The organism is Burkholderia cepacia, from assembly GCF_001718835.1.
Lineage (GTDB): Bacteria > Pseudomonadota > Gammaproteobacteria > Burkholderiales > Burkholderiaceae > Burkholderia > Burkholderia cepacia_F.
Genome location: NZ_CP013443.1, coordinates 1,956,411 through 1,978,433, shown reverse-complemented (window position 1 = coordinate 1,978,433; position 22,023 = coordinate 1,956,411). Strand labels below are relative to the sequence as shown.

Here is a 22,023-nt window from a genome sequence, read left to right as displayed (position 1 = left end):
AGCTGATTCCATCAGGGACAGAGGCGTCTCGCTAGCCTCCTGAACAGTCCGGATGTATGGCCGCAATCTCAATCTATCTGCCGATCGTGTACGGCTGCCTTGCAAAACGGAGGCGTCCATGTATGTGGGAGGGGACCGGTCAGATTACCTGACCGCCCCTATCCCGATTGTGCGCCCAGCATGGGCGCACTCTTGCGGGTGCAAGTCCTGCCGTAAGCTGGTCACGGCGAAGAAGTGAAGCGCAACTGCATGAGGGCAACCGAGTGTGGGAGGGGGTCGCTCAGGCAATCTGACCGCCCCTATCCCGATGTATTCAAAAATTAAATCTTGTCGGTGATGCTGCTTGCCAAACCAGCGCACATCTATTTTGGGCCGGCATGCCCATTCGGAATTAACAATTAGAAAGAATTTTAAAATGTTAATTGCTGAGTGTTTTTTTATGGATATTCCCTAGATTAAGCAGAGAAAGTCGAGACTTTGCTCATCGATTTGATCATCTCTGACAATGTGCGGGACCTCGCGTCTGCTACGATCGCGTCACGGATAGGGTAAATCAATTGCACGTGGCGCGTCCGAAGCGTGCAATCATGACGTGTGCGATGAAAAATATCGTTATCCTAATTTTCACTGCGATCTAGACTAACGGCGTCCGACCGAATGGACGTTGAGATCAATCGCAATATGAAGCAGAGGCGCGGCCTGCGTCGAACGAAGAATGAACAAGAATCGCTATCGGGTGGTTTTCAATCGCGCGCGTGGCGCGATGATTGTCGTTCAGGAAAAAAGTAATGCTGCGCGTGCGCCCGGAATTGCGCGGGGATCGAGTGCATGGTTCGAATCAACGGGACTTCGTGTCGAATGGCAACCGACTGTGATGGCTGTGGCGTTGCTGTTCGGCGCGCCGCTCCCGAGCATCGCGCAAATCGCGCCGACGCCGGGCACGAATACGCACGTCATCCAGACGCAAAATGGCTTGCCGCAGGTGAATATCGCTGCGCCTTCGGGAGCTGGCGTGTCCGTGAATACGTACAACCAGTTCGACGTCCAGAAAAACGGCGCGATCCTGAACAACTCGGCCACGATGGTTCAGACGCAGCAGGCGGGCTGGATCAACGGCAACCCGAACTTTGGTCCGGGCCAGTCTGCGCGAATCATCGTCAACCAGGTCAACAGCGCGAATCCGTCTCAATTGCGAGGCTATGTCGAGGTCGCGGGTAGCCGCGCGGAAGTCATCCTGGCGAACCCGTCCGGCATCGTCGTCGATGGCGGGGGATTCATCAATACAAGCCGCGCGACGTTAACGACGGGCCAGCCGTACTACGGCGCCGATGGTTCGCTCGGCGGGTTCAACGTAACCCGCGGCCTGATTTCCGTGCAAGGGGCGGGTCTCAATGCCGCAAATGTCGATCAGGTCGACCTGATTTCCCGTGCCGTGCAAGCGAACGCGGCAATTTACGCGAAAAACCTGAACGTCGTCGCGGGTGCGAATCAGATCAATCACGACACGCTGGCCGCCACGCCGATCGCCGGCGATGGCGCTGCACCCGCCATTGCGATCGACGTGAGCCAACTCGGCGGGATGTATAGCAACCGCATCCTCCTCGTATCGAACGAGAACGGGGTGGGTGTCGCAAACGCCGGAACGATTGCCGCACAAGCGGGCGATCTGACGCTGCAGTCGAATGGCCAACTGGTATTGACTGGCAAGACGACTGCCAGCGGTAACCTTACCGCAACCGCGAACAGTATTCAAAATTCCGGCACGACGTACGCACAGCAGAACGTCAATGTATCGACCGGCGGCGCGTTGTCGAACAGCGGCACGCTTGCGGCGCAGGAAAATACGACGGTCAACGCGGGCAGCGTCAATTCGACGGGAACGCTCGGCGCAGGCGTCAATAACGACGGTTCCGTCGGAAAGGGCGGCGACCTGAATTTGTCGAGCACGGGCCAGCTGACGGCGACCGGTCAGAACGTCGCAGGCGGCAACGCGTCGATTTCTGGTGGCGTTGTCAATCTTTCCGGCAGTCAAACGGCTGCAAACGGCTGCAAACGGCCATCTCTCGCTGAACGCGAACGCGGGCGACCTAAACCTTTCCAATGCGACGACGAGCGCACAGGGTGCGGTCAATGCCAATGCGGCGGGTGCGTTGATCAATGATCACGGCAGCCTGTCAAGCGGCAGTCATGCAACGCTCGCTGCGGGCAGCATTTCGAACCAAGGCGGCAAGGTATCGACGCAAGGTCCGCTGACTGTGCAGTCGTCCGGCCAATTCGACAATCGGGGCGGCACGCTCGTATCGGAAGACTCGATGCAGGTGCACGGCGGCGCGCTCGCGAATAACCAAGGGACGATACAAAGCGCAGGCGGAGTGAATATTTCCGGAGCGTCGTTGGACAATTCGGCGGGGCGCGTCACGTCGTTGAACGGCGACGGCCTGTCGATCACAACGACCGGGCAACTGATCAACGCGAGCGGTACGACCTCAACCGGCGCGCAAGGCGGAGTGATCGGCGGTAACGGTGGCGTCAACGTACAAGGCGGCACCATCGTCAATCAAGGCGTCATCACGGCCAATACGGACCTGCACGTGACCGGGCAAGCCGTTGACAACTCGGGCGGCTCGCTGAAGGCAGCACAATCCGTGACGGTCGATGCGGGCGCGCGGTTGTCGAACGCGAACGGCACGATCGTCGGTCAGTCGGCGACCGTGAATGGCACCACGATCGACAACAGCGGTGGCACGGTACAAGCGACGCAGGTTGCGTTGAATGGTATCGATCTTGTCAATCACAACGGCGTCATCACGCAGACCGGGACCGGTCCGATCGCGGTTAATGTCTCCGGTACGCTCGATAATTCGCAAGGCGGCACGCTGCAGACCAACAGCACGGACTTGACGCTCGCATCGGCTACGTTGCTGAACGATGGCGGCACGATCACGCATGGCGGATCAGGCGTGCTGATGGTGAAGCCGGGCAACCGCACAGGTGCTTTCAGCAATGTCGGTGGCTCCGTCGTTACCAATGGGCAGGCCGCTGTTCAAGCAGATTCATGGAACAACGCGCAAGGGACTTTCGCGGCGCGTCACGGCATTGTCGCGAACATCGCGGGCGATCTGGCGAACTCGCAAGGCTTGATTCGCTCGCAAGCGGGTATGTCGTTGACGAGCGGCGGCAGGCTGGACAACCAGAACGGGAAAATTGCAGCGGGCACCGATGCTCGTCCGGATACGAGCATGCTGAATGTACACGCAGCAACGATTCAGAATTCGGGCGGGCTGATTGCGGATTTTGGGACCGGCGCGACATCGGTACAAGGCGGCAGTCAACTGCTCAACAGCGCAGGCACGATCACCGGTAACGGTGACGTGACCGCGCAAGCTGCTTCGATCGTCAATACGAATGGAGCGCAGATGAGCGGGGCGAACGTTCAGGTGCGTAGCGATACGCTCGACAACACCGATAGCAAAATCGGCAACGTCGCCGATGGCAATGTCGACATCGCAACGACCGGCGCGATTACGAACACGAACGGGAAAATCGGTGCGACGCACGACTTGTCGGTATCGGCCAGCACGCTGCTTGGTGGCGGCACGTACAGTGCGGCCCATGATGCGTCGCTGAATCTGCAGGGCGATTTTTCGAGCACGCCGGCATACCAATTCAGCGCGGGTCATGATCTCGCGTTCACGTTGCCCGGCACGTTCACCAACAGTGCGGGCCTGCAATCGGTCAACAACCTGTCCATCCACGCAGGCGATATCGTGAACAGCGGCGCAATCGCGGCCGGGAATCTGCTGAAAACGCATTCGAATACGCTGACGAATACCGGCGTGATGGTCGGGGGCAGTGCTTCGCTCGTTGCCGACAGCACACTGTCGAACATCGGTCCGACCGCGTTGATTGGCGCATCGGATAGCAACGGCACGCTCGAACTGCTATCGCGGGATATCGAAAACCGTGACGATACGACTGCGGCGGACGCGATGGCGCAGACGGCCATTTACGGCTTGGGCAAGGTCGTGTTGGCCGGTGGCAAGGATGCGAACGGGAATTACACGCATGCAGCACTGATCCGTAACCAGTCTGCGTTGATCCAATCCGGCGGTGATATGGAATTGCATGCCGATCAGGTGACGAACACGCGTCGCGTGATGACGACGACCGGCTATACCAACAACGTCGATCCGGCGTGGCTGCAACAGCTTGGCATCAGCATGTCCGGTTGCGCGGCCTATTTCACGGACGCATGCAACGGCGCATATGATGTTCCGGGGATTGATCTTGCAAAGGCTGATCCTTCTGTCATCGAACAATTGAGGAAGCAAATCGGCGGCATCTTTATTGATCCACCCCATGAAGGCCAATGGAATAGCCGCTATCAACGCACGACCTATACAGGTGTCGCGGCTGCAAATACGGTAAAAGACATCAGTCCTGCTGGCCAAATTGTTTCGGGCGGAAAACTCGGAGCATCGTCGGTTGGCACGCTTCAAAACTATTGGAGCAATATTGCCGCTGTCAATGGCATCGAAATGCCTGCGAATTACGATGCGGACGGCTGGAAAGCATCGGGACAGCAAGCGCCAAGTCTGACAGTCACTTATTCGGGGCATTATCACTACAACAACTACGACAACAGTGAACACGACTGGACCTATTCATTCTGCGATAAAGGATGTAATGGTCCGGCCGATGTGAAGGAATTCAAGATTCCCGATTATCAATCGACTCTCGTCACGAATGGCACGTTGTCAGGTACGGGCGTGAGCCTCAACAACACCGCAGGCAACGCGTCGATTCCGTCGCTTGGATTGGTGGCCGGTCAGTCGTTGCCCGTCAATTCCGGCGCGGTGCACGGCACCACACCGACGATGGTCAATCCGGTGATCGCGAGTGCGACTGCGCTCAACGTCCTGAACAACCTCACCATTCCGCAAGGCGGCTTGTTCAAGCCGACCACTGCGCCGAATGCACCGTACGTCATCGAGACCAATCCGGCGTTCACGAACCAAAAGAATTTCATTTCGAGCGATTATTTCTTCCAGCAGATCGGCGTTGACCTGACGCACATTCCGAAGCGGCTCGGCGACGGCTTTTACGAGCAGCAGTTGGTACGCAACGAAATTACGTCGTTGACGGGCAAGGCCGTGTTGGGACCGTACACGGATACGCAGTCGATGTACGAATCGCTGATGGCGGCCGGTGCATCGCTGTCGAAGTCGCTCAGCCTTCCGCTCGGCATGAGCCTGTCGCCTGAACAGGTTTCGCAACTGACGAGCAACGTGATCCTGATGGAGACGCGCGTCGTTGGCGGACAGTCGGTCTTGGTGCCGGTCGTCTATCTGGCAAAAGCCAGTCAGGAAAACTGGCATGGTCCGCTGATCGCGGCGAACGACATCGATCTCAAGAACGCACAAACGTTCACGAACAGCGGCACGATGAAGGCGGCGAATACGCTGTCGGTGGAAGGCAAGCAGATCGACAACGCATTCGGCGCGCTGCAAAGCGGCGGCTTGATGAAGCTGACGACGACGGGCGACGTCGATCTGACATCCGCGAACGTGAAGGCGGGTAGCTTGCAGCTGGACGCCGGGAAAGACCTGATTCTCGATACCGCAACGAAAACCGTCAAGCAAGTCAACGACACGGGCGCAACGCGCATCACGACGACGCTCGGGCCGCAGGCGAAAATCGATGTAGCAGGCAATGCGGCGATCGTGACTGGAGGGAATTTCCAGCAGAACGCGGGAGACCTGAACGTCGGCGGCAATTTGGGGATGCAGGTCGGGGGCAACTGGAATCTCGGTGCGCAGCAGACTGGCGAGCACACGGTCGTGCATCGCGCCAATGGTGTGTCGGACGTGGACGTCAATCAGGCGGTCGGCAGTTCCGTGAAGGTCGGCGGCGTGTCGCAAATCGGCGTCGGCGGCGACCTGACGGCGAAGGGCGCGCAGATCGATCTTGGGCAAGGTGGCACGGTGGCCGTGAAGGGCGATGTGTCGCTTGGTGCGGCGAGCGCAACGTCCACTATCGACAGCAATAGTTCCAGCAGCAGTCGTGGCCGCAGTTCGGCAGCGACCCTGCATGCGGTGAATGAAACCGTGACCGGCACGACGCTGAAAGGCGGCGACACGGTCAATATCGTGTCGGGCAAGGACATTACGCTTTCCGGCAGCACGATCAGTCTCGACAAGGGCAACGCGAACCTGCTGGCGGCCGGCGATGTGAACGTCGGTGCAGCGACGGAGACGCACGAATACAGTTCGCACGAAACGCATAGCCGTAGCGGTGTGTTGAGCGGAACGAAGATCGCAAGCGGAATCGACCAGACTACGACGATCAGCAGCGGCAGTACGATCTCGGCCGATGGTGTAAATATCGTCAGCGGGAAAGACATCAACGTCACGGGCAGCACGATCGTCGGTACCAACGATGTAGCGCTGAATGCGGTGCACGATGTCAATATCAAGACTTCGCAAGATACAACGCAATCGTCGAGCTACTATCAGAAGCAGCAATCGGGATTGATGACGAGCGGTCTGACGGTATCGTTCGGCAACAGCAAACTCGCGACTACGGATCAGGCATCGAGCGTCACGAACAATGCAAGCGCAGTCGGCTCGATCAACGGCAACCTGAGTATCAGCGCCGGAAACTCCCTGCACGTGACAGGAAGCGATCTGGTTGCAGGAAAAGACCTGACGGGCAAGGCTGCAAATGTCGTCATCGATTCCGCAACCGATACTGGAAACAGGACGCATAGCCAGACGACAAGCAGCAGTGGTGTCACGCTTGGTTTGTCGGGCAGCATCGGCGACGCCATTAATGGCGCGTATCAACAGGCGCAGGCAGCAAAGAGCGGTGCCGGCGATAGCCGTGCGACAGCCCTGCACGCGATTGCGGCAGCTGGTAATGCTGCGATGGGTGTGGCTGGACTGACCGGCGGCGCGTTGGCCGGCGGCGGTACGCCGAGCATCGGTATTCAAGTCAGCGTCGGATCGAGCCATAGCCGTCTTGACACGTCGGAAAACCAGACGACGCAGCGCGGATCGAGTGTGACGGCCGGTGGTACGACTGCGTTGATTGCGACGGGTAACGGAACACCGGGCAGCGGCAATATCACGGTTGCCGGTTCGAACGTATCTGGCAACGATGTGCTGCTGGCCGCGAAGAACCAGATTGATCTGCAAAACACGACGAACGCCGATTCGACGCGCAGTTCGAATTCGTCGTCGGGCAGCAGCGTTGGCGTATCGATCGGCACGAATGGCATCGGGGTTTCGGCGTCGATGTCGCGTGCGCATGGTGACGGCAATAGCGACGCGGCGATGCAGAACAATTCGCATGTGACCGGAGCGAATAGCGTGACGCTCGTCAGCGGTGGCGATACGAATGTGATCGGCTCGAACGTATCCGGTCGCACTGTTACCGCCGACGTCGGCGGCAACCTGAACATGCGCAGCGTGCAGGACACGACCGTCAGCAGCGCGCATCAAAGCAGTGTGGGCGGCGGTATCAGTGTCAGTACGATGGGCGGTGGCAGCGCCAGCTTCAGTTCGTCCCACGGCAACGCAAACGGCGATTACGCAGGGGTGAACGAACAGGCCGGAATTCAGGCTGGTGAAGGCGGCTTCAACGTGAACGTCAAGGGTAATACCGACCTGGCGGGCGCGGCGATCTCCAGCACGGCCGATCCGTCGAAGAACACGCTGACGACAGGCACGCTGACGTATCGCGATATCGAAAACCATTCGACCTACAACGCGGACAGCAGCGGCCTCAGCGCAGGTGCCGGCGTCGGCGTCACCGGCAAGGCAATCGGGCCAGGATCGGTCAGCGGTTCGGGTGGCGTGACGCCGATGATTTCGCAATCGGACAGCGGCAACGAGCATGCGACCACGCGTAGTGGCGTCAGCGCGGGCGCGATCAATATCACGAACGCGGCGGGTCAAACGCAGGACGTGGCGAACCTGAACCGCGACACGTCGAATCTGAACGGAAGCGTTTCGAAGACGCCGGACGTGCAACACCTGCTGGATCAGCAGGCTGACCTGATGAATGCGACGCAGGCGGCAGGTCAGGTCGTTGCGCAAGGCATCGGGGCTTATGCCGACATGAAGCGTTCAGATGCGCTTAAGGCTGCTCAGACGGCCTCCGATAGTGGCGACATCGAAGGGATGGTGTCCGCCCTGAAGGACTATAACAATTGGCGCGAAGGGGGAGATTTGCGTGCAGCGCTCCAAATGGGCGGCGGCGCACTCATTGGCGGCCTTGGCGGTGGTGGATTCGGCGCAATTGGCGGCGCGGCGGGAGCAGGTCTGTCATCAAAGCTCGCTGAACAGACCAAAGCATTCAGCGACAGCGTTGGAAACGCGACGGGTTCGTCTCTGATTGGCAACATCGGTGCGAACATTCTTTCAGGGCTGGCCGGTGCCTTGGCTGGCGGTAGCGCAGGCGCTGCGACGGCATCGAACGTCAATCTCTACAATGCGGGCAATGATGCTGGCGAAGCGAAGGACAATGACAAAGCACGTAAGCTGATTGAAAAAACTGTTGGCAAGGCAGTAGCGGATCAGTTGGTGGCGATGGACAATTACTCGGTTGGCAAGCTGATCGATCAGTTCATCGGACTGATGCAGGCTGGGGCTAAGGCGAAGATGTCCGAGTCACCTGCCGCCTTGGCAGCCCAAGGTGCCGCGAATGGATTAGGCGCAGTCGTTGGCATGGGCGGTGGTAAACCCCCGACGAGTCAGGGCGCGGTGCTGGTGAATTCGTCAGCAGGCCAAGCCGCTGATGCTGCGCTTACCGCAGCGGGTAGGACACCGCCGAACGCAATTTTGAACAGTGGAGGCGGCGACAATGCACAGGTCTCGGGAAGTGAAGCTCGCGATGTCAAAGTAAGCGACTATCAGAAGGCAGCGGACCAACCCTATAATGATTCTGGCTTATCAGCAGCGGCTAGAGCGTGGGATAAGCACGCTGGCCGTCCAGGAGGAACATTTGAACCACTCACGGGCTCTATTGCAGATAAGAATGCTGCGGCTAGCGATTTCGTGAATAGTGTTCTGAATAATCCAAATACGACTCGGACCGAACTTTCTCGCGGAGGCGTCGAATTCCGCTTGCCTAGCGGACAAGGAATACGATTTAATGCAGACGGCTCGTTTTCTGGGATTTTGGACCCCAAGAAATAAGGTGAATGGTGTGTCGAAATTTAATATTGATTTTGTTAGTGACATGGATCACGAGCACCTTACGGCAGAAATCAGCTTTGAAGGGCAAAGACTGTGCGTTATCGACAAGGAGGGCGGAAATGACAGTATGCAGATTGAGTTTTTGGTTGATTTGTACATCCTGCCAGACAGTGTAAAAATGAAATTCAGTCTCGATGATTTTATGGGGGTAGTTAATTCCGCGAGAGATGAGTTGCGGAAGTGTGCATAGTTGATCAAGAGGTTGGCGACATTTCTTAATCCGATCGCTGCTACTGTTGGATCAGTGAAAGTGGCGGCGATCTTCATAAATGTGATTTTACCGTTCGCGGCGCTGCACAAACATCTTTTTCGACTAGTGCATGCGGTCGGTGCGATTGTTATCCTGCTTTGATTTCGGATTGTCGCAGGGCATGTGTAATCGAGAATCAAATACATGAAGAAGAAAATCCGAGGGGGTGGCTTTATCGCCGGATCGTTGCTTTTTGCATCGACCTGCGCGATGGCACAGTCGGTTCAATCGGTTGGTAATGACCAACAGGTTCGACAGCAGGAAGAAGCACGCGAGCGTGAACGAACCGTTTCCGCACCGGGAGTTCGTTCGAGCGTCGGTGCAAGTGCAGGCCACCCGGTACTTCCAACCGAAACACCATGCTTCCGCGTTGATCGTTTCGTGGTCGACGTGCCTGACTCGTTGCCGGATGGCGTGAAAGCAAAGGGTGCATCCGCGCTGCCGATGGATCGCTTCGCATTCGCGCGTGAATGGCTCGAACACTACATCGGACAGTGCGTCGGCAAACAGGGGCTTGATGTTCTCGTCAAGGCGTTGTCGCAAGACATTTTGTCGCGTGGCTATATCACGACGCGTGTGCTGCTGCCCGAACAGGATTTGTCGTCTGGCGCGTTGAAAGTGTCGTTGATTCCCGGTGTGATTCGCCGCGTGCATTTCGCTGACGAAAAGCTGCGGGGCACATGGAAAGCCGCGTTTCCGACGCGCGATGGTGAACTGTTGAATCTGCGTGACCTTGAGCAAGGTCTGGAACAGATGAAGCGCGTGTCGAGCCAGGACGTGTCGATGCAGATCGTGCCGGCCGACGTGCCTGGCGAAAGCGACGTCGTGCTCGACGTGAAGCGCGGCAAGCCGTGGACCGTCGTCGCGTCGATCGACAACTCGGGCACGCGCGCGACCGGCAAATTGCAGGGCAATATTTCGCTCGGGATCGACAATCCGTTTGGGCTGAACGACGTGTTCAACGTTGGCGCGAGTCAAGACCTTGAATTTGGCGACAAGCGTCTCGGCTCGCACGGCTGGAACGGCTTTTATTCGATCCCATGGGGCTACTGGACGGCGACGCTTTCAGCGTACACGAACACGTACTACCAGCAGATCGCTGGCGTGAACCAGACGTTCGTCGCCAGCGGTAATTCAAAGACGATCGATTTCAAGCTCGCCCGCGTGCTCGCGCGTAGCCAGAACGACGTATTCGGCGGCTATGTCCGCTTGTCGCGCCGGTTCGGGCAGAGCTTCATCGAAGACACGGAAATCCCGCAGCAGCGCCGCAACAACACGTTCATCGAGCTCGGCCTGACCGATCGCCACTATTTCGGCAATGCACAGTTCGACGGCACGCTTGCGTACCGGCAGGGCGTTGGTGGATTCGGCGCGCAAGACGACGTGCTCGCGGCCGGCGGCGGTCCGACGTACCGCTACAAGATGGCCGTGGTCGATGCAAACCTATCTGCGCCTTTTGCGATTGCGCAGCAGCCGTTCCGATACGTCACCACGTTCCACGGCCAATACACCGGCAACACGCTGCACTACATCGACGACCTGACGATCGGCAGCCGCTACACGGTGCGCGGCTTCGACGGCGAGACGATGCTCGCGGCGGCGCGCGGCTTCTACTGGCGCAACGAATTGCAGGCGCCGATCGGGCAGACGGGGCAGGCCCTTTACGCGGGACTCGACTACGGCCATGTATGGGGCCCGCAGCCGGTCGCGCTGGTCGGCACGCAACTGGCAGGCGCCGTGATCGGCGTGAAGGGCAGCGTCGCGACGCGTTTCGGTGGATATGGCTACAACCTGTTTGCCGGGACCCCGGTCTACAAGCCGTCCGGCTTTCCGACTGCGCGTGTGACGGTCGGATTTCAGGTGACGGCGCAATTTTGATTTATCAGTTATCGAATGAACATAGAAAAGGAGATAGGTCAGTGAAGGCGATCATAACAACACTCGGATTAAGCATCATTGCCATGTTGACAGGCTGCGCACTTGTCATACCACCGACTCATTATGTAACCACGGAACATCCGACCTACGACCCTGCAATGTCGGCTCGAATTCGGATATTGACTGGAAATGGCACGGGTGGCGCGGCATTCCGTCCGGGTGAATCCTGTTACAAGAATGGTTTCGGATCGGACGATAAAACAGTCGTTGTCGGAGATGGATTTTTGTCCGCGATGAAATATTCATCGCGAAGCGTCGTGATCGGGATGCCAAAAAGTCCTCGGCCGACAATGGCAGTAGATGGTTTGCAGTTCAAAAATATGATCCGGGAATATGTTGTGCCTGCCGAAAAGCCGTTGGCGATTGGTATGTCGGTCAATAACGACTTTGGAAATTATCATTGGAGTTGTTCTGCGCCATGGGTTACATTCAATCCGCAACCCGGTCAGGATTACGACATTTTTCTGGATTGGCGAAAGAAGAGTTGTTGGTTAGAGGTTCGGCGCATTGACGGTCATGGACTGGACGAATCAGTAAAAGTCACGCCTGCGCCGAAATGTTCAACGGAAGGAAGCTCCGCAACACAGTGACAGGTGAGCAGGTCTGGCAGTTGAATTGATGACGATTTCGCGGCGAATTGAACACTGCGATCAATGCTTGAAGATGACGAACTGGCTGCATCTTTGAGGCGGCACATCGATGCGTTGCTGTCATCGAATCCGGAGCCGCGTCCGCCATGCTTCCATTGCGGCTCCGTGCACGTTGGTATCCGTGGATATCGAACGCGTTGAGCGGCCATCCGATTCACAAAGCCAAGCTGGTCCAGGATTTCGTGCAAGCCCAGAAGGGACGCCCGAAGCTGTTCTATCTGCCGCCGTACTCGCCGCACCTGAACCCCGACGAGCAGGTCTGGGCACGCGTAAAGCGCAGCGTCTCCAAACGCCTCGTACAGACCAAGGACGAGATGAAACGGCTGGCCATCGGCGCTCTGTGCCGAATCCAAAAGTTGCCCGCACTGGTGAAATCCTTCTTCGCCAACCCGAATGCCAATACGCGGCCATATGACATTTCTTTCGGAAATCTTGGTAACAAACATTTGCGATGAATTGCAGGTGCGGACTGGACAGATGGGGCAAGCCATTTGCGATGGTCGAATTTCAGTCGACGGGACAGTTCTGAGTATTCAATCGAAAGGAGAGCTTCAGGCATATCAGTGCATCATCGTAGCGCCCATCGCGCGCGCCCAATCACACGTGAGGCAAAGCACCTCATCCGAAAACCTTCTCCCAACAATATTGGGAAAGAATGGAGGCCAATACTATGCAACACTTTTCCCGCTGCGCCAGCCTTTTCGGCGTTGCACTCATCACTACAGCGCTTTCGGCATGTGGCGGTGGAGACGATGTCAATACGTCCGGCACAGGAACATCCGTGCCTCCGGCATCATCCACCACGCCTCCATCCCCATCGCCATCCGTTCAGGCAGCGTGCCGGCCGAACGGCAATTTCACGTATTCCGGTTCCGCCTCTCAGGTCAAGGACAATAACGGCAAGCTGGCCGTGGTGGTCGTGCCCAGTATGCCCAAGGAATATCAGTTGAACCGGAATTTCACCGCCTCGGCTGTACCCGCGTCGAGCCTGTTGCAACAAGCGAGCGGCGCATTTACAACGCTGGCTTCTTCGGATTCAGCGACCGACTGCCTGGGACTCGATCACGGAATGGTGTCGGAAATCCAGGGCGTCGGCAGCGATGTCGCGATTGGCCGCTGGAACATGGCCAAGGACACGGATGGCAATACCTATACCATGGACCAAGGCCTTCACTACGCGGTGGGCACGCCCCTTTCGTTACCCGTGGCGAGCGGAACGCTTGCCTGCACGCAACTGATCGCGGATTCGGTCGCAAACGATTTCAGTGGCCCGACCGGCACGCTTGGAACGGCTTCGGCTACGCTGGATCTCGGTACGCGTACGCTGAACAACCTGAGCATGACGATTCACGACTTGAATGGTCAATATACGTTGACGAAGGCACAGACGCCGTTGAATGGCGTTTCGACCGACGGGAGCCTGTCCGTACAAACGGTTGTCGTCGGTCATGACGCGAAGCAGCCGTTGGTGGCCCTCGGCTACTCGACTTCGCAGTCTAAGTCGGGAGTTGGCGGCGTTGTGGTGTTGTCGTGCCAGTAATGTCCTCGAGGCACTTGGAACCGAGCACATAGGCTGACGCCATCGGAATCCCCCCAAGGCCCGCATCGGCAATTTGCCGGTAGCGGGCCTCCGGTTTTTTCAATGTACCGGATGATCATGAGGCGCCAGCGCGAGCGCTTCGATGCCCGAGAAATCCAGTGCGTCGAGACTGAGCCGGATCTCAGCCAAAAACGCCGTGGCTGCGGGATGAACGCGGCTCGCACTGTCGATCCATTGCTCGATATCGGTCAGGCGTCCGTCTTTCGCGAGAACCGCCAGTTCCCGGCGGTCGCTTTCGGGCGGAACGGCAATTGCCGTGTGGCGATCGCGTCGCACGTGTATGTCCGCGGAACCGAAGGACGAATAGGGGATGACGTTCGACGTCGCCGCAGCGCCAGCCTCCGCTCCGGCAACGACGATCGCGAACGAGAACGAGGTGCCGCGAGCAGGCGCGCTCGACACGCGCAGATCGCCGCCCATCGTGGCGACGATGCGCTGTGCAATGAACAGCCCGAGGCCCGTGGTGCCGTTCATCGACTGCATCTGGCGAAAGGCCGAAAAGAGGCTCGACTGTTGCTCGATGCCGATCCCGATGCCGGTATCCGCGACGTCGAATCCGATCAGCCAGCGGTCGTCCTGCCGGCGCGCTCGCACGGTCATCATGACGATGCCGTCACGGGTGAATTTGGACGCGTTGGACAGCAGGTTCAGCAGCACCTGCTGCAGCCGACGGCCATCGATCGCCACCCGGCGAGGCAATGACGTCAGCGCCTGATGGTGGAACTGGTTGTTCAGTGGCGTGCAGAGTGCGATCGCGTATTCGGCGATGTCGTTCAGCAGCGCGAGCAGGTCCGTTGGCGCCGGGGCGATGTCCAGCGGCTGCAGCTCGGCTTTCGCATACCCGATCAGCTCGTCGATCAGGCCGAGTTGATAGCTCACGCTGCGCTCGATCGCGCGGATCAGGTGTGCCTGCTTCGAATCGGCCGCGTCCAGCAGCAGTCCGGCGTAGCCGGCAATCGTCGCGAGCGGGGCGCGAAGGTCGTGACTCACATAGCCGAGGGTTTCGATCTTCTGCTGGTTTTTCTCTTCCGCGTCGAGCAAGGCCGCGTTCAATGCCGCCGTGCGCTGCGCAACCTCGTGCCGCAGCCGTTCGTGCTCGCTTCGCTGCCAGTCGGCAAGTTCGTCCCGCGCCTCCTGCCGCTGTTTCCCGACATGGTTGATCCATGCGGCGAGCACGACGAGATGGGTGGCCAAGCCAATCACGGCGATGACGGGGTTCGGACGAATGTCGGCATTCAGCCATCCCAGGCCGGCCGGCAGGAAGCCGAGCGTCTCGACCAGGTGCAACGCAAAGTTGAACAACCCGAAGCCGACCGTGATCAGCATGATTCGCGCGGTGGGCGTCGCCTGGCGCGAGAGCACGGCGGCAACGCCCACTTCGACGATGCCGAACACCCCGTTGACGGTCAGGCTGACCTGCGCGAAAACGTACAGATTCCCGAACGCGGCGCCTGCCGCCGTGACGCACTCCAGTACCGCGAATCCGGACAGCACGCGGCGCGCGGGGAGCATGGTTCGCTCGCCGTGGGCGATGCGCAGGATGAAGACGATGAACAGCAGCACGCTGACGCAGCCGAACACCGAAACGCTGCGGGCGCTCCATTCGGCTGCGTGCGGCCATAGATAGACTTTCGTGTAACCGCGCAAGGCGGCTTCATACGATGCCGTCATGAAACAGACGGCCGCGAGCACGAGGAACGAGACGCTGCGCGAGAAACAGGCGATCAGCAGCGCGCACCATCCGAGCGCCAGGACGCCGCCGATCAGGCCGCCGCCCCAAAGCGCCGCGCGCTTCTCCAGCGCTTCATACTCCGCCGCCGCATACAGCTTCGGCTCGAGCGCGAGCGCGGTATCGCCCGTCACGCGAATCAGGATGACGGCCTGCTCGCCGGGACCGAGGGTGAATCGCGTCAATGGATTGCGGGATACCGATGGCCGCGCTGCCGGCGCCGCGGTGGCAGCGATGCCGTCAGGTGTCCGATGGCCGTCCCTGCCGATATGGAAGTCCACGTGCACGAGGCGCGGCTCCATGAGCGCAAGGACGAGCGACGATTCCGTCGTGCCGCGGTTCGTCACGGTCACGCGCAGCCACCACGCCGAATGCGAGAAGCCGGGCTTCAATCCGTTCTGCCGGACGGAGCGAAATCCGCCCGGGCGTTCGGTCGGCAGCGCGAGCACGTCGTCCAGCCGCATCCGGCCCGACACGTCTTCGAATACCTGAATCCGGTCCAGCGAAGCACGCTGCGGGATCGGTTGGGCGGCCACATCGGGCAGCACGGCAAAGGCGCACGACGCCCACCCGCACAGGCACAGGAACAGCAGGAACAGCAGGAACAGCCGGCGCCACATGACGGTCGTTGTCGCGGCGCTAGCCGAGATCAAGATCGGGCTCCAGGATGCCGGCCGGCTCCTGCAAGCGACACGTGCGACATTCGTCCCGGTAAGCCGACGGCGTGACGCCAAATCGCTCGCGAAACGCCGTGGCGAAATTCGCGGGGCTCGAAAAGCCGATTTCTTCGGCAATCTGCGCGATGCTCAACGGCGTGCGGCTCAGCAGGCCTTGAGCAATCCGCAAGCGTTCGTTGCGCAGATACTCGAACACGGTCTGGCCGAGATTGTCGCGAAACGCACGCGACAGCCGCTTTTCATGCGTGCCGACCAGGCGGGCGAGCCGCTCGACCGTGGGCGGGTCGCTCAGTCTTTGCGAAAGATGCCGAATGGCCGCGCGAACGATGGCGTCGTTGCCGGTGGGATCCGACTCAGCCGGATCGGCTTCGGCATGCCGGCCGCCTTTCGCGCGGCCGAGGTGGACGCGAATCCGCGCAAGGACCTCGGCAGGTTCGAACGGCTTCAGCACGTAGTCGACGCCGCCGATCCCCAGCCCCTCGAGACGCTCGTCGAGGTCGCCGGCCACCGTCAGGAAAATGATCGGAATCGCGCACGTGCCGGGCGTTTCGGCAAGCAGCCGGCACGCGGCGAAGCCGTCCATGCGCGGCATCCGGACGTCCATCAGGATCAGGTCGGGCGAGATCGCCAGCGCCCGCTGATACGCCTGTGATCCATCGAATGCAATGCTGATCCGGAAGCCGGCACGGCGCAGGATGGCGATCAACAGGTGAAGCTGGTCCGGCTGGTCGTCGACGACGAGAATGTGCGCGTCGGCAAGTGCGGATGGTCGGGGCAGCATGGTGGATACGTGCAGGCGTTGCGGATTGCGATCCGACATCAAGCTTTCGATTGTCTTTCGGCCGCTGTGTCAATTCGCGTTCTACGCGACCGGTCTGATTTACCGACTTCTCACGATTGTTCTGCCTGGCCCGAATCGCTGCGCTGCAGCGGCGCATGCGGCACCCCGGTGACGAGGCGCGGCGCGGTATCGCCGGCTGCCGCGCAGAATATCAGATCGCATTGATCTGCGGAATATCAAAAATTTCCCCCCGAGCAAAAGGTTTGGGCGCTCGGGAAAAGGCGTGCATGGACGGCGCTGCAACAATGCGCTTCGGTGTTGCGCGGGCCGTATCGCCAAGTGCGGGTATCCGAGGGCCGAAAGGGGGGCAAACGGCAGAGGTTCGAACGCGATGGGCGTCGGCGCGAGGTCCGGGCCGACGTCACTCGGCCGGCTCGATGTCCAGCGGGCACGTGCCGGCAAGGCGCAAGCGCGTACCGGTCCACTCGTAGAAGAACCGGGCCGCCTTCGCGTTGCCGTGATCGCAGTCGTCGTTGAAGCAGCCGGATACGATCAGCAACGTGCTGCCGGCACGGAAATCGAGCCGCTCGTCGCCATTGCCCATCACCCCCGAGATCTCCTGCACGCCGGGCATCGTGTAGGTCGTTCCCGTGTACTTGTCGACGATCGCGAAATTCCGGCAGTCCGTTCCGCAACCCCACACGGCGACGCGGTAGTGACCGGCAAAATTGGCGGGTTCCGTGAATTCGCCTCGAATGACGGTGCGGTAGAGGCGGGCTTCCTTGCTGCGCAGCCGGGGCGCGTCGGGCAGCGTGCGCGGCGCGCGCACGGCGCGAGCCGGGTACCGGTCGAACGATGGCGACGGGCATGCGCTGGCGGGCGCCGCCGGCGTGGCCGCGCCGGCCGAGGCGGCAAGCACGGCGAAGGCGCCGGCGGTCAGCAGAAATCGGTATGCGCGTGTCACGCGATCATCCTTGCAAGTTCGAGGTTCAGTGGGTCCGCGGGCACGGCGCCCGAGCATCGATCCGTGCGCCGCATGTCCGCCTCGTCGTCAATCGGCCAGCCGCTTGTCGGCGAGCGCCTTGCAGCAGTCTTCGTAGACCCATTGCACGAGTTTCGCCCGATAGTCGAGGTCGTCGGTATCGACGATTTCCTCGACCGCGTCGCGCGCCCACGACGCATCGACGAATCCGGCGTGCCGCTTGGCGATGTCCTGCGCGAGCGCCGCGAGCTTGGCGATCGCGAGCCAGTCGGCCTGACGGTGATGGCGGTCGAGCCAGCGGTGCGCGGCCTGGACCTGGAACGTGGCGTCCGGCCACGATTCGTTGAGGTAAAACGCGCCGAGGTTGCCGCAGGTGAGCCAGCAAAGCAGCTCGAGGCGGTCTTGCGAGCCGAGGGTATGGGGTGCGTCGGACATGGCAGCGCTCACGAAATACGTCGATTCCGGGCGGCGCCGGTTGCAATGGGCCGGTGCCGATAGTAAAAACATAGCACGATGCGGGCCATGCCGCGCACCCGGACTGGTGCGGATGGGGGCGCATGGCGGGCGGGACGTCATCCCGCACCGCCGGTCGCCGCGCCGGCGCCGCGTGCCGTCACGCGCGTCCCGCGCTCGCTAAAATGATCGTTTCCACGGAGACGGAACACGACGATGAAAATCTACGACCAGTTCTATATCGGCGGCGCGTGGCGCAAGCCGGCCGGCACCGGCACGATCGACGTGATCGACTCGGGCACCGAAGCGGTGATCGGCCGGATTCCGGAAGGGCAGCCGGCCGACGCGCAGGCGGCGGTCCGCGCCGCGCGCGCCGCGTTCGACGGCTGGGCCGCGACCCCGCCCGCGACCCGCGCCGCGTACCTGCGCAAGATCGTCGAGCATCTGCAGGCGCGCAGCGAGGAACTCGCGCAGTCGATCACCGGCGAAGTCGGGATGCCGATCAAGCTGTCGCGCGCGATCCAGGTCGGCGGCCCGATCTACAACTGGAAGGCGTACGCGAAGCTCGCCGAGTCGTTCGAGTTCGAGGCACAGGTCGGCAACTCGCTCGTCGTGCGCGAGCCGGTGGGCGTCGTCGCGGCGATCACGCCGTGGAACTACCCGCTCAACCAGGTGACGCTGAAGGTCGCACCGGCGCTCGCGGCCGGCTGCACGGTCGTCCTGAAGCCGTCCGAAGTCGCGCCGCTCAACGCGTTCATGCTTGCCGAAGCGATTCACGAAGCCGGGCTGCCGCCCGGCGTGTTCAACCTCGTGTGCGGCTACGGCCCGGTGGTCGGCGAGGTGCTGGCCACCGATCCGGACGTCGACATGGTGTCGTTTACGGGCTCGACGCGCGCCGGCAAGCGCGTGGCCGAGCTGGCGGCCGCGGGCGTCAAGCGCGTTGCGCTCGAACTGGGCGGCAAGTCGGCATCGGTGATCCTCGACGATGCCGATTTCGCGACGGCGGTGAAGGGCACGGTCAACGCGTGCTACCTGAACGCGGGGCAGACCTGCTCGGCGCACACGCGCATGCTGGTACCGGAAGCGCGCTACGACGAAGCGCGCGCGATCGCGAAGGCGGCGGCCGAAACCTACGTCGCCGGCGATCCGCGGCAGGATGCGACGCGACTCGGCGCGCTTGCGTCGGCCGTGCAGCAGCAGCGCGTGCAGGACTACATCCAGCGCGGGATCGACGAAGGCGCGGAGCTCGTGACGGGCGGCACGGGCCTGCCGGAAGGGCTCGCGAAGGGCTTCTTCGTGAAGCCGACCGTGTTCGGCCGCGTCGATCCGAAATCGACGATCGCGCAGGAGGAAATCTTCGGGCCGGTGCTGTCGATCATCACGTACCGCGATGAGGACGAGGCCGTGCGGATCGCGAACGATTCGCCGTACGGGCTCGGCGGCGCGGTGTGGGCCGGCAGCGACGAACGCGCGATGGGCATCGCGCGCCGTATCCGCACGGGGCAGGTGGACATCAACGGCGGCACGTGGAACGGCGCCGCGCCGTTCGGCGGCTACAAGCAGTCGGGGCATGGCCGCGAAAACGGCGTGTACGGGCTCGAGGAATATCTCGAGTACAAGTCGATGCAGCTCAAGCCCGCGAAGCCGGCCTGAACGGCACGACGCGCGATTTCTGAAAACGGCACGCACCGCGCGTGCCGTTTTTTCTTGACGCGGCTCAAGGTGCACGTCGGCGGACGCGCCGATCATCGCATTTCCCGATGTTCGACGAGGTACCCGATGTCCGCACGCACTTCCTTTCCGCCGCTGACGATCCGCGGCCGTACCTTGCTGCCTGTCGTGCAGGGCGGCATGGGCGTCGGCATCTCCGCGCACCGGCTGGCGGGCAGCGTCGCGCGCGAAGGCGCGGTCGGCACGATCGCAAGCATCGACCTGCGTCACCATCATGCGGATCTGCTCGCGCGTTGCCGCGCGCAACCCGATCGCGCGACGCTCGAGGCCGCGAACCTCGAGGCGCTCGCCCGCGAGATCCGTCTCGCGAAGACCTACAGCGAAGGGCGCGGGATGATCGCGGTCAACGTGATGAAGGCCGTGAGCGCGCATGCGGACTACGTGCGGGTCGCATGCGACGAGGGCGCGGATGCGATCGTGATGGGCGCGGGCCTGCCGCTCGACCTGCCCGATCTCACGCAAGGACGCGACATCGCGCTGATCCCGATCCTGTCGGACAGCCGCGGGATCGCGCTCGTGCTGAAGAAGTGGATGAAGAAGGGGCGCCTGCCCGACGCGATCGTGATCGAGCATCCGGCGCATGCGGGCGGCCATCTCGGCGTCACGCAGATCGACGACATGCACGACCGCCGTTTCGATTTCGCGCGCGTGCTCGACGAGACCGCGCAGGTGATGGCATCGCTCGGCATCGCGCGCGAAACGATCCCGCTGATCGTTGCAGGCGGGATCAACAGTCACGACACGGTGCGCGCGGCGCTCGAGGCCGGCGCGAACGGCGTGCAGGTCGGCACGCCGTTCGCGGTGACGGAAGAGGGCGATGCGCATCCGCACTTCAAGCGCGTGCTGGCCGACGCGACGCCCGACGACATCGTCGAATTCGTCAGCGTGACGGGGCTGCCCGCACGCGCGGTGAAAACGCCGTGGCTCGATCGTTACCTGCGCAACGAGACGCGCATCCGCAACAAGCTCGGCGCGCTCAAGCAGCGCTGCCCGACCGCGCTCGAATGCCTGAGCGTATGCGGCTTGCGCGACGGCATCGAGAAGTTCGGCCATTTCTGCATCGACACACGGCTGGCGGCGGCGCTGCGCGGCGACGTCGCGAACGGGCTGTTCTTCCGCGGCCGTGAAGCGTTGCCGTTCGGCCGTGCGATTCGCAGCGTGCGCGACCTGCTCGACCTGCTGCTGACGGGCTGTGCGACCGAGCCTGCGGCAAACCGTCCCACGTTTACGCTGGCTTGACGAACATCAAAACGCACCCAAGACCCTGCCGGCAGAATGGATTCCGTTCTTTGGGGGTCCATACAGATGCATAACACGATTCAAAAAATTGTTACCGCCGCGGCATGCGCTGCGGGTCTTGCCGCGATGCCGGCGGTGTCGCACGCGGCTTCGCCGGGCGACGGCATCAACCAGGGCGATTTTCTGGCCCGCCTGCGCGCAATCAGCATCCAGCCGAACGAACGCGCGAGCGACACGCTGGGCGCGCTCAACGTCGGCGTGAACAACGCGATCGTGCCCGAGCTCGACTTCACGTACATGATCCGCGACTACCTCGGCGTCGAACTGATTCTCGGCACGTCGCGGCACCAGCTGACGTCGAGCCTCGGCAATCTCGGCGGCGTGGGCGTGCTGCCGCCGACGCTGCTGCTGCAGTATCACTTCAACCATGCCGGCAAGGTGCGTCCGTATGTCGGCGCGGGCGTGAACTACACGTACTTCTACAACAACGGGCTCAACGTCGGCGGGCAGGGCGTGTCGATCAACAAGAGCAGCTTCGGCCCCGCGCTGCAGGCCGGCGTGGACGTGCAGTTGACGAAGAAGGTCTTCATGAACGTCGACGTGAAGAAGATCTGGATGAGCACCGATGCGACGCTCGGCGACAAGGGCATCGGCACGCTGCACATCGATCCGCTGATCGTCGGCGTGGGCGTCGGGATGAAGTTCTGATCACGCAGCACGCGCAACAGACGCA

At 61.1% G+C, this 22,023-nt stretch carries 12 protein-coding genes and 2 pseudogenes; 10 read left to right on the top strand and 4 right to left on the bottom strand.

Going from position 1 to position 22,023, the window contains the following annotated elements; genetic code table 11:
• Window positions 1-715: 715 nt before the first annotated feature.
• The 7 genes and pseudogenes from WT26_RS39045 to WT26_RS38030 all read left to right on the top strand — a co-directional run.
• A pseudogene (locus WT26_RS39045) lies at window positions 716-1,636 on the top strand (filamentous hemagglutinin N-terminal domain-containing protein); the annotation flags it as partial.
• Window positions 1,637-2,003: 367 nt separating this feature from the next.
• Window positions 2,004-9,200, top strand: a complete 7,197-nt coding sequence (locus WT26_RS12410; protein WP_420480923.1) for a hemagglutinin repeat-containing protein — start codon at window positions 2,004-2,006, stop codon at window positions 9,198-9,200.
• Window positions 9,157-9,450, top strand: coding sequence for a hypothetical protein (locus tag WT26_RS12405; protein WP_231130450.1), 294 nt, complete (start codon window positions 9,157-9,159; stop codon window positions 9,448-9,450). Before WT26_RS12410 ends, WT26_RS12405 begins: the two co-directional genes overlap by 44 nt.
• Window positions 9,451-9,720: 270 nt before the next feature.
• A complete protein-coding gene (locus tag WT26_RS12400) occupies window positions 9,721-11,388 on the top strand; it encodes a ShlB/FhaC/HecB family hemolysin secretion/activation protein (RefSeq protein ID WP_231130449.1) in 1,668 nt (555 codons plus the stop codon).
• 41 nt (window positions 11,389-11,429) lie between these two features.
• Window positions 11,430-12,038 carry a hypothetical protein gene (locus WT26_RS35620; RefSeq protein WP_230461563.1) on the top strand — a complete coding sequence of 203 codons (609 nt, stop codon included), beginning with the start codon at window positions 11,430-11,432 and terminating at the stop codon, window positions 12,036-12,038.
• A gap of 197 nt (window positions 12,039-12,235) precedes the next feature.
• A pseudogene (locus tag WT26_RS12395) lies at window positions 12,236-12,513 on the top strand (transposase); the annotation flags it as partial.
• A 255-nt stretch (window positions 12,514-12,768) separates the two neighbouring features.
• Window positions 12,769-13,638 (top strand): hypothetical protein, encoded by an 870-nt coding sequence (locus WT26_RS38030; RefSeq protein ID WP_069270690.1) that lies wholly within the window; start codon window positions 12,769-12,771, stop codon window positions 13,636-13,638.
• A gap of 99 nt (window positions 13,639-13,737) precedes the next feature.
• On the opposite strand, the gene WT26_RS12385 is transcribed toward WT26_RS38030, so the two are convergent.
• From WT26_RS12385 to WT26_RS12370, 4 genes are all read right to left on the bottom strand, one after another.
• Window positions 13,738-16,047: a sensor histidine kinase gene (locus tag WT26_RS12385; protein ID WP_069273005.1), complete on the bottom strand. Its 2,310-nt coding sequence runs from the start codon at window positions 16,045-16,047 to the stop codon at window positions 13,738-13,740.
• 19 nt (window positions 16,048-16,066) lie between these two features.
• Entirely contained in the window at window positions 16,067-16,885 is an 819-nt protein-coding gene (locus tag WT26_RS12380) for a response regulator (RefSeq protein ID WP_069273752.1), read from the bottom strand.
• Between the two features lie 421 nt (window positions 16,886-17,306).
• Complete coding sequence (locus tag WT26_RS12375) at window positions 17,307-17,849, bottom strand: hypothetical protein (protein WP_069270205.1); 543 nt, start codon at window positions 17,847-17,849, stop codon at window positions 17,307-17,309.
• 87 nt (window positions 17,850-17,936) lie between these two features.
• Window positions 17,937-18,302 (bottom strand): hypothetical protein, encoded by a 366-nt coding sequence (locus tag WT26_RS12370; protein WP_027787292.1) that lies wholly within the window; start codon window positions 18,300-18,302, stop codon window positions 17,937-17,939.
• 234 nt (window positions 18,303-18,536) lie between these two features.
• Between WT26_RS12370 and WT26_RS12365 the strand changes: the two genes are divergently transcribed.
• The 3 genes from WT26_RS12365 (at window position 18,537) to WT26_RS12355 (ending at window position 21,998) form a co-directional block, all read left to right on the top strand.
• Window positions 18,537-19,973 carry an aldehyde dehydrogenase family protein gene (locus WT26_RS12365; RefSeq protein ID WP_069273004.1) on the top strand — a complete coding sequence of 479 codons (1,437 nt, stop codon included), beginning with the start codon at window positions 18,537-18,539 and terminating at the stop codon, window positions 19,971-19,973.
• 126 nt (window positions 19,974-20,099) lie between these two features.
• Window positions 20,100-21,290, top strand: coding sequence for an NAD(P)H-dependent flavin oxidoreductase (locus WT26_RS12360; RefSeq protein WP_069273003.1), 1,191 nt, complete (start codon window positions 20,100-20,102; stop codon window positions 21,288-21,290).
• A 66-nt stretch (window positions 21,291-21,356) separates the two neighbouring features.
• Window positions 21,357-21,998 (top strand): OmpW/AlkL family protein, encoded by a 642-nt coding sequence (locus WT26_RS12355; protein ID WP_069273002.1) that lies wholly within the window; start codon window positions 21,357-21,359, stop codon window positions 21,996-21,998.
• Window positions 21,999-22,023 lie beyond the last annotated feature (25 nt).

Coding starts and splice junctions, on each gene's coding strand:
- WT26_RS12370 (WP_027787292.1), bottom strand. CDS start 18,302: ATGTCCGACGCACCCCATACCCTCGGCTCGCAAGACCGCCTCGAGCTG.
- WT26_RS38030 (WP_069270690.1), top strand. CDS start 12,769: ATGCAACACTTTTCCCGCTGCGCCAGCCTTTTCGGCGTTGCACTCATC.
- WT26_RS12355 (WP_069273002.1), top strand. CDS start 21,357: ATGCATAACACGATTCAAAAAATTGTTACCGCCGCGGCATGCGCTGCG.
- WT26_RS12360 (WP_069273003.1), top strand. CDS start 20,100: ATGTCCGCACGCACTTCCTTTCCGCCGCTGACGATCCGCGGCCGTACC.
- WT26_RS12400 (WP_231130449.1), top strand. CDS start 9,721: ATGGCACAGTCGGTTCAATCGGTTGGTAATGACCAACAGGTTCGACAG.
- WT26_RS12365 (WP_069273004.1), top strand. CDS start 18,537: ATGAAAATCTACGACCAGTTCTATATCGGCGGCGCGTGGCGCAAGCCG.
- WT26_RS12405 (WP_231130450.1), top strand. CDS start 9,157: ATGCAGACGGCTCGTTTTCTGGGATTTTGGACCCCAAGAAATAAGGTG.
- WT26_RS12385 (WP_069273005.1), bottom strand. CDS start 16,047: ATGTGGCGCCGGCTGTTCCTGCTGTTCCTGCTGTTCCTGTGCCTGTGC.
- WT26_RS12380 (WP_069273752.1), bottom strand. CDS start 16,885: ATGCTGCCCCGACCATCCGCACTTGCCGACGCGCACATTCTCGTCGTC.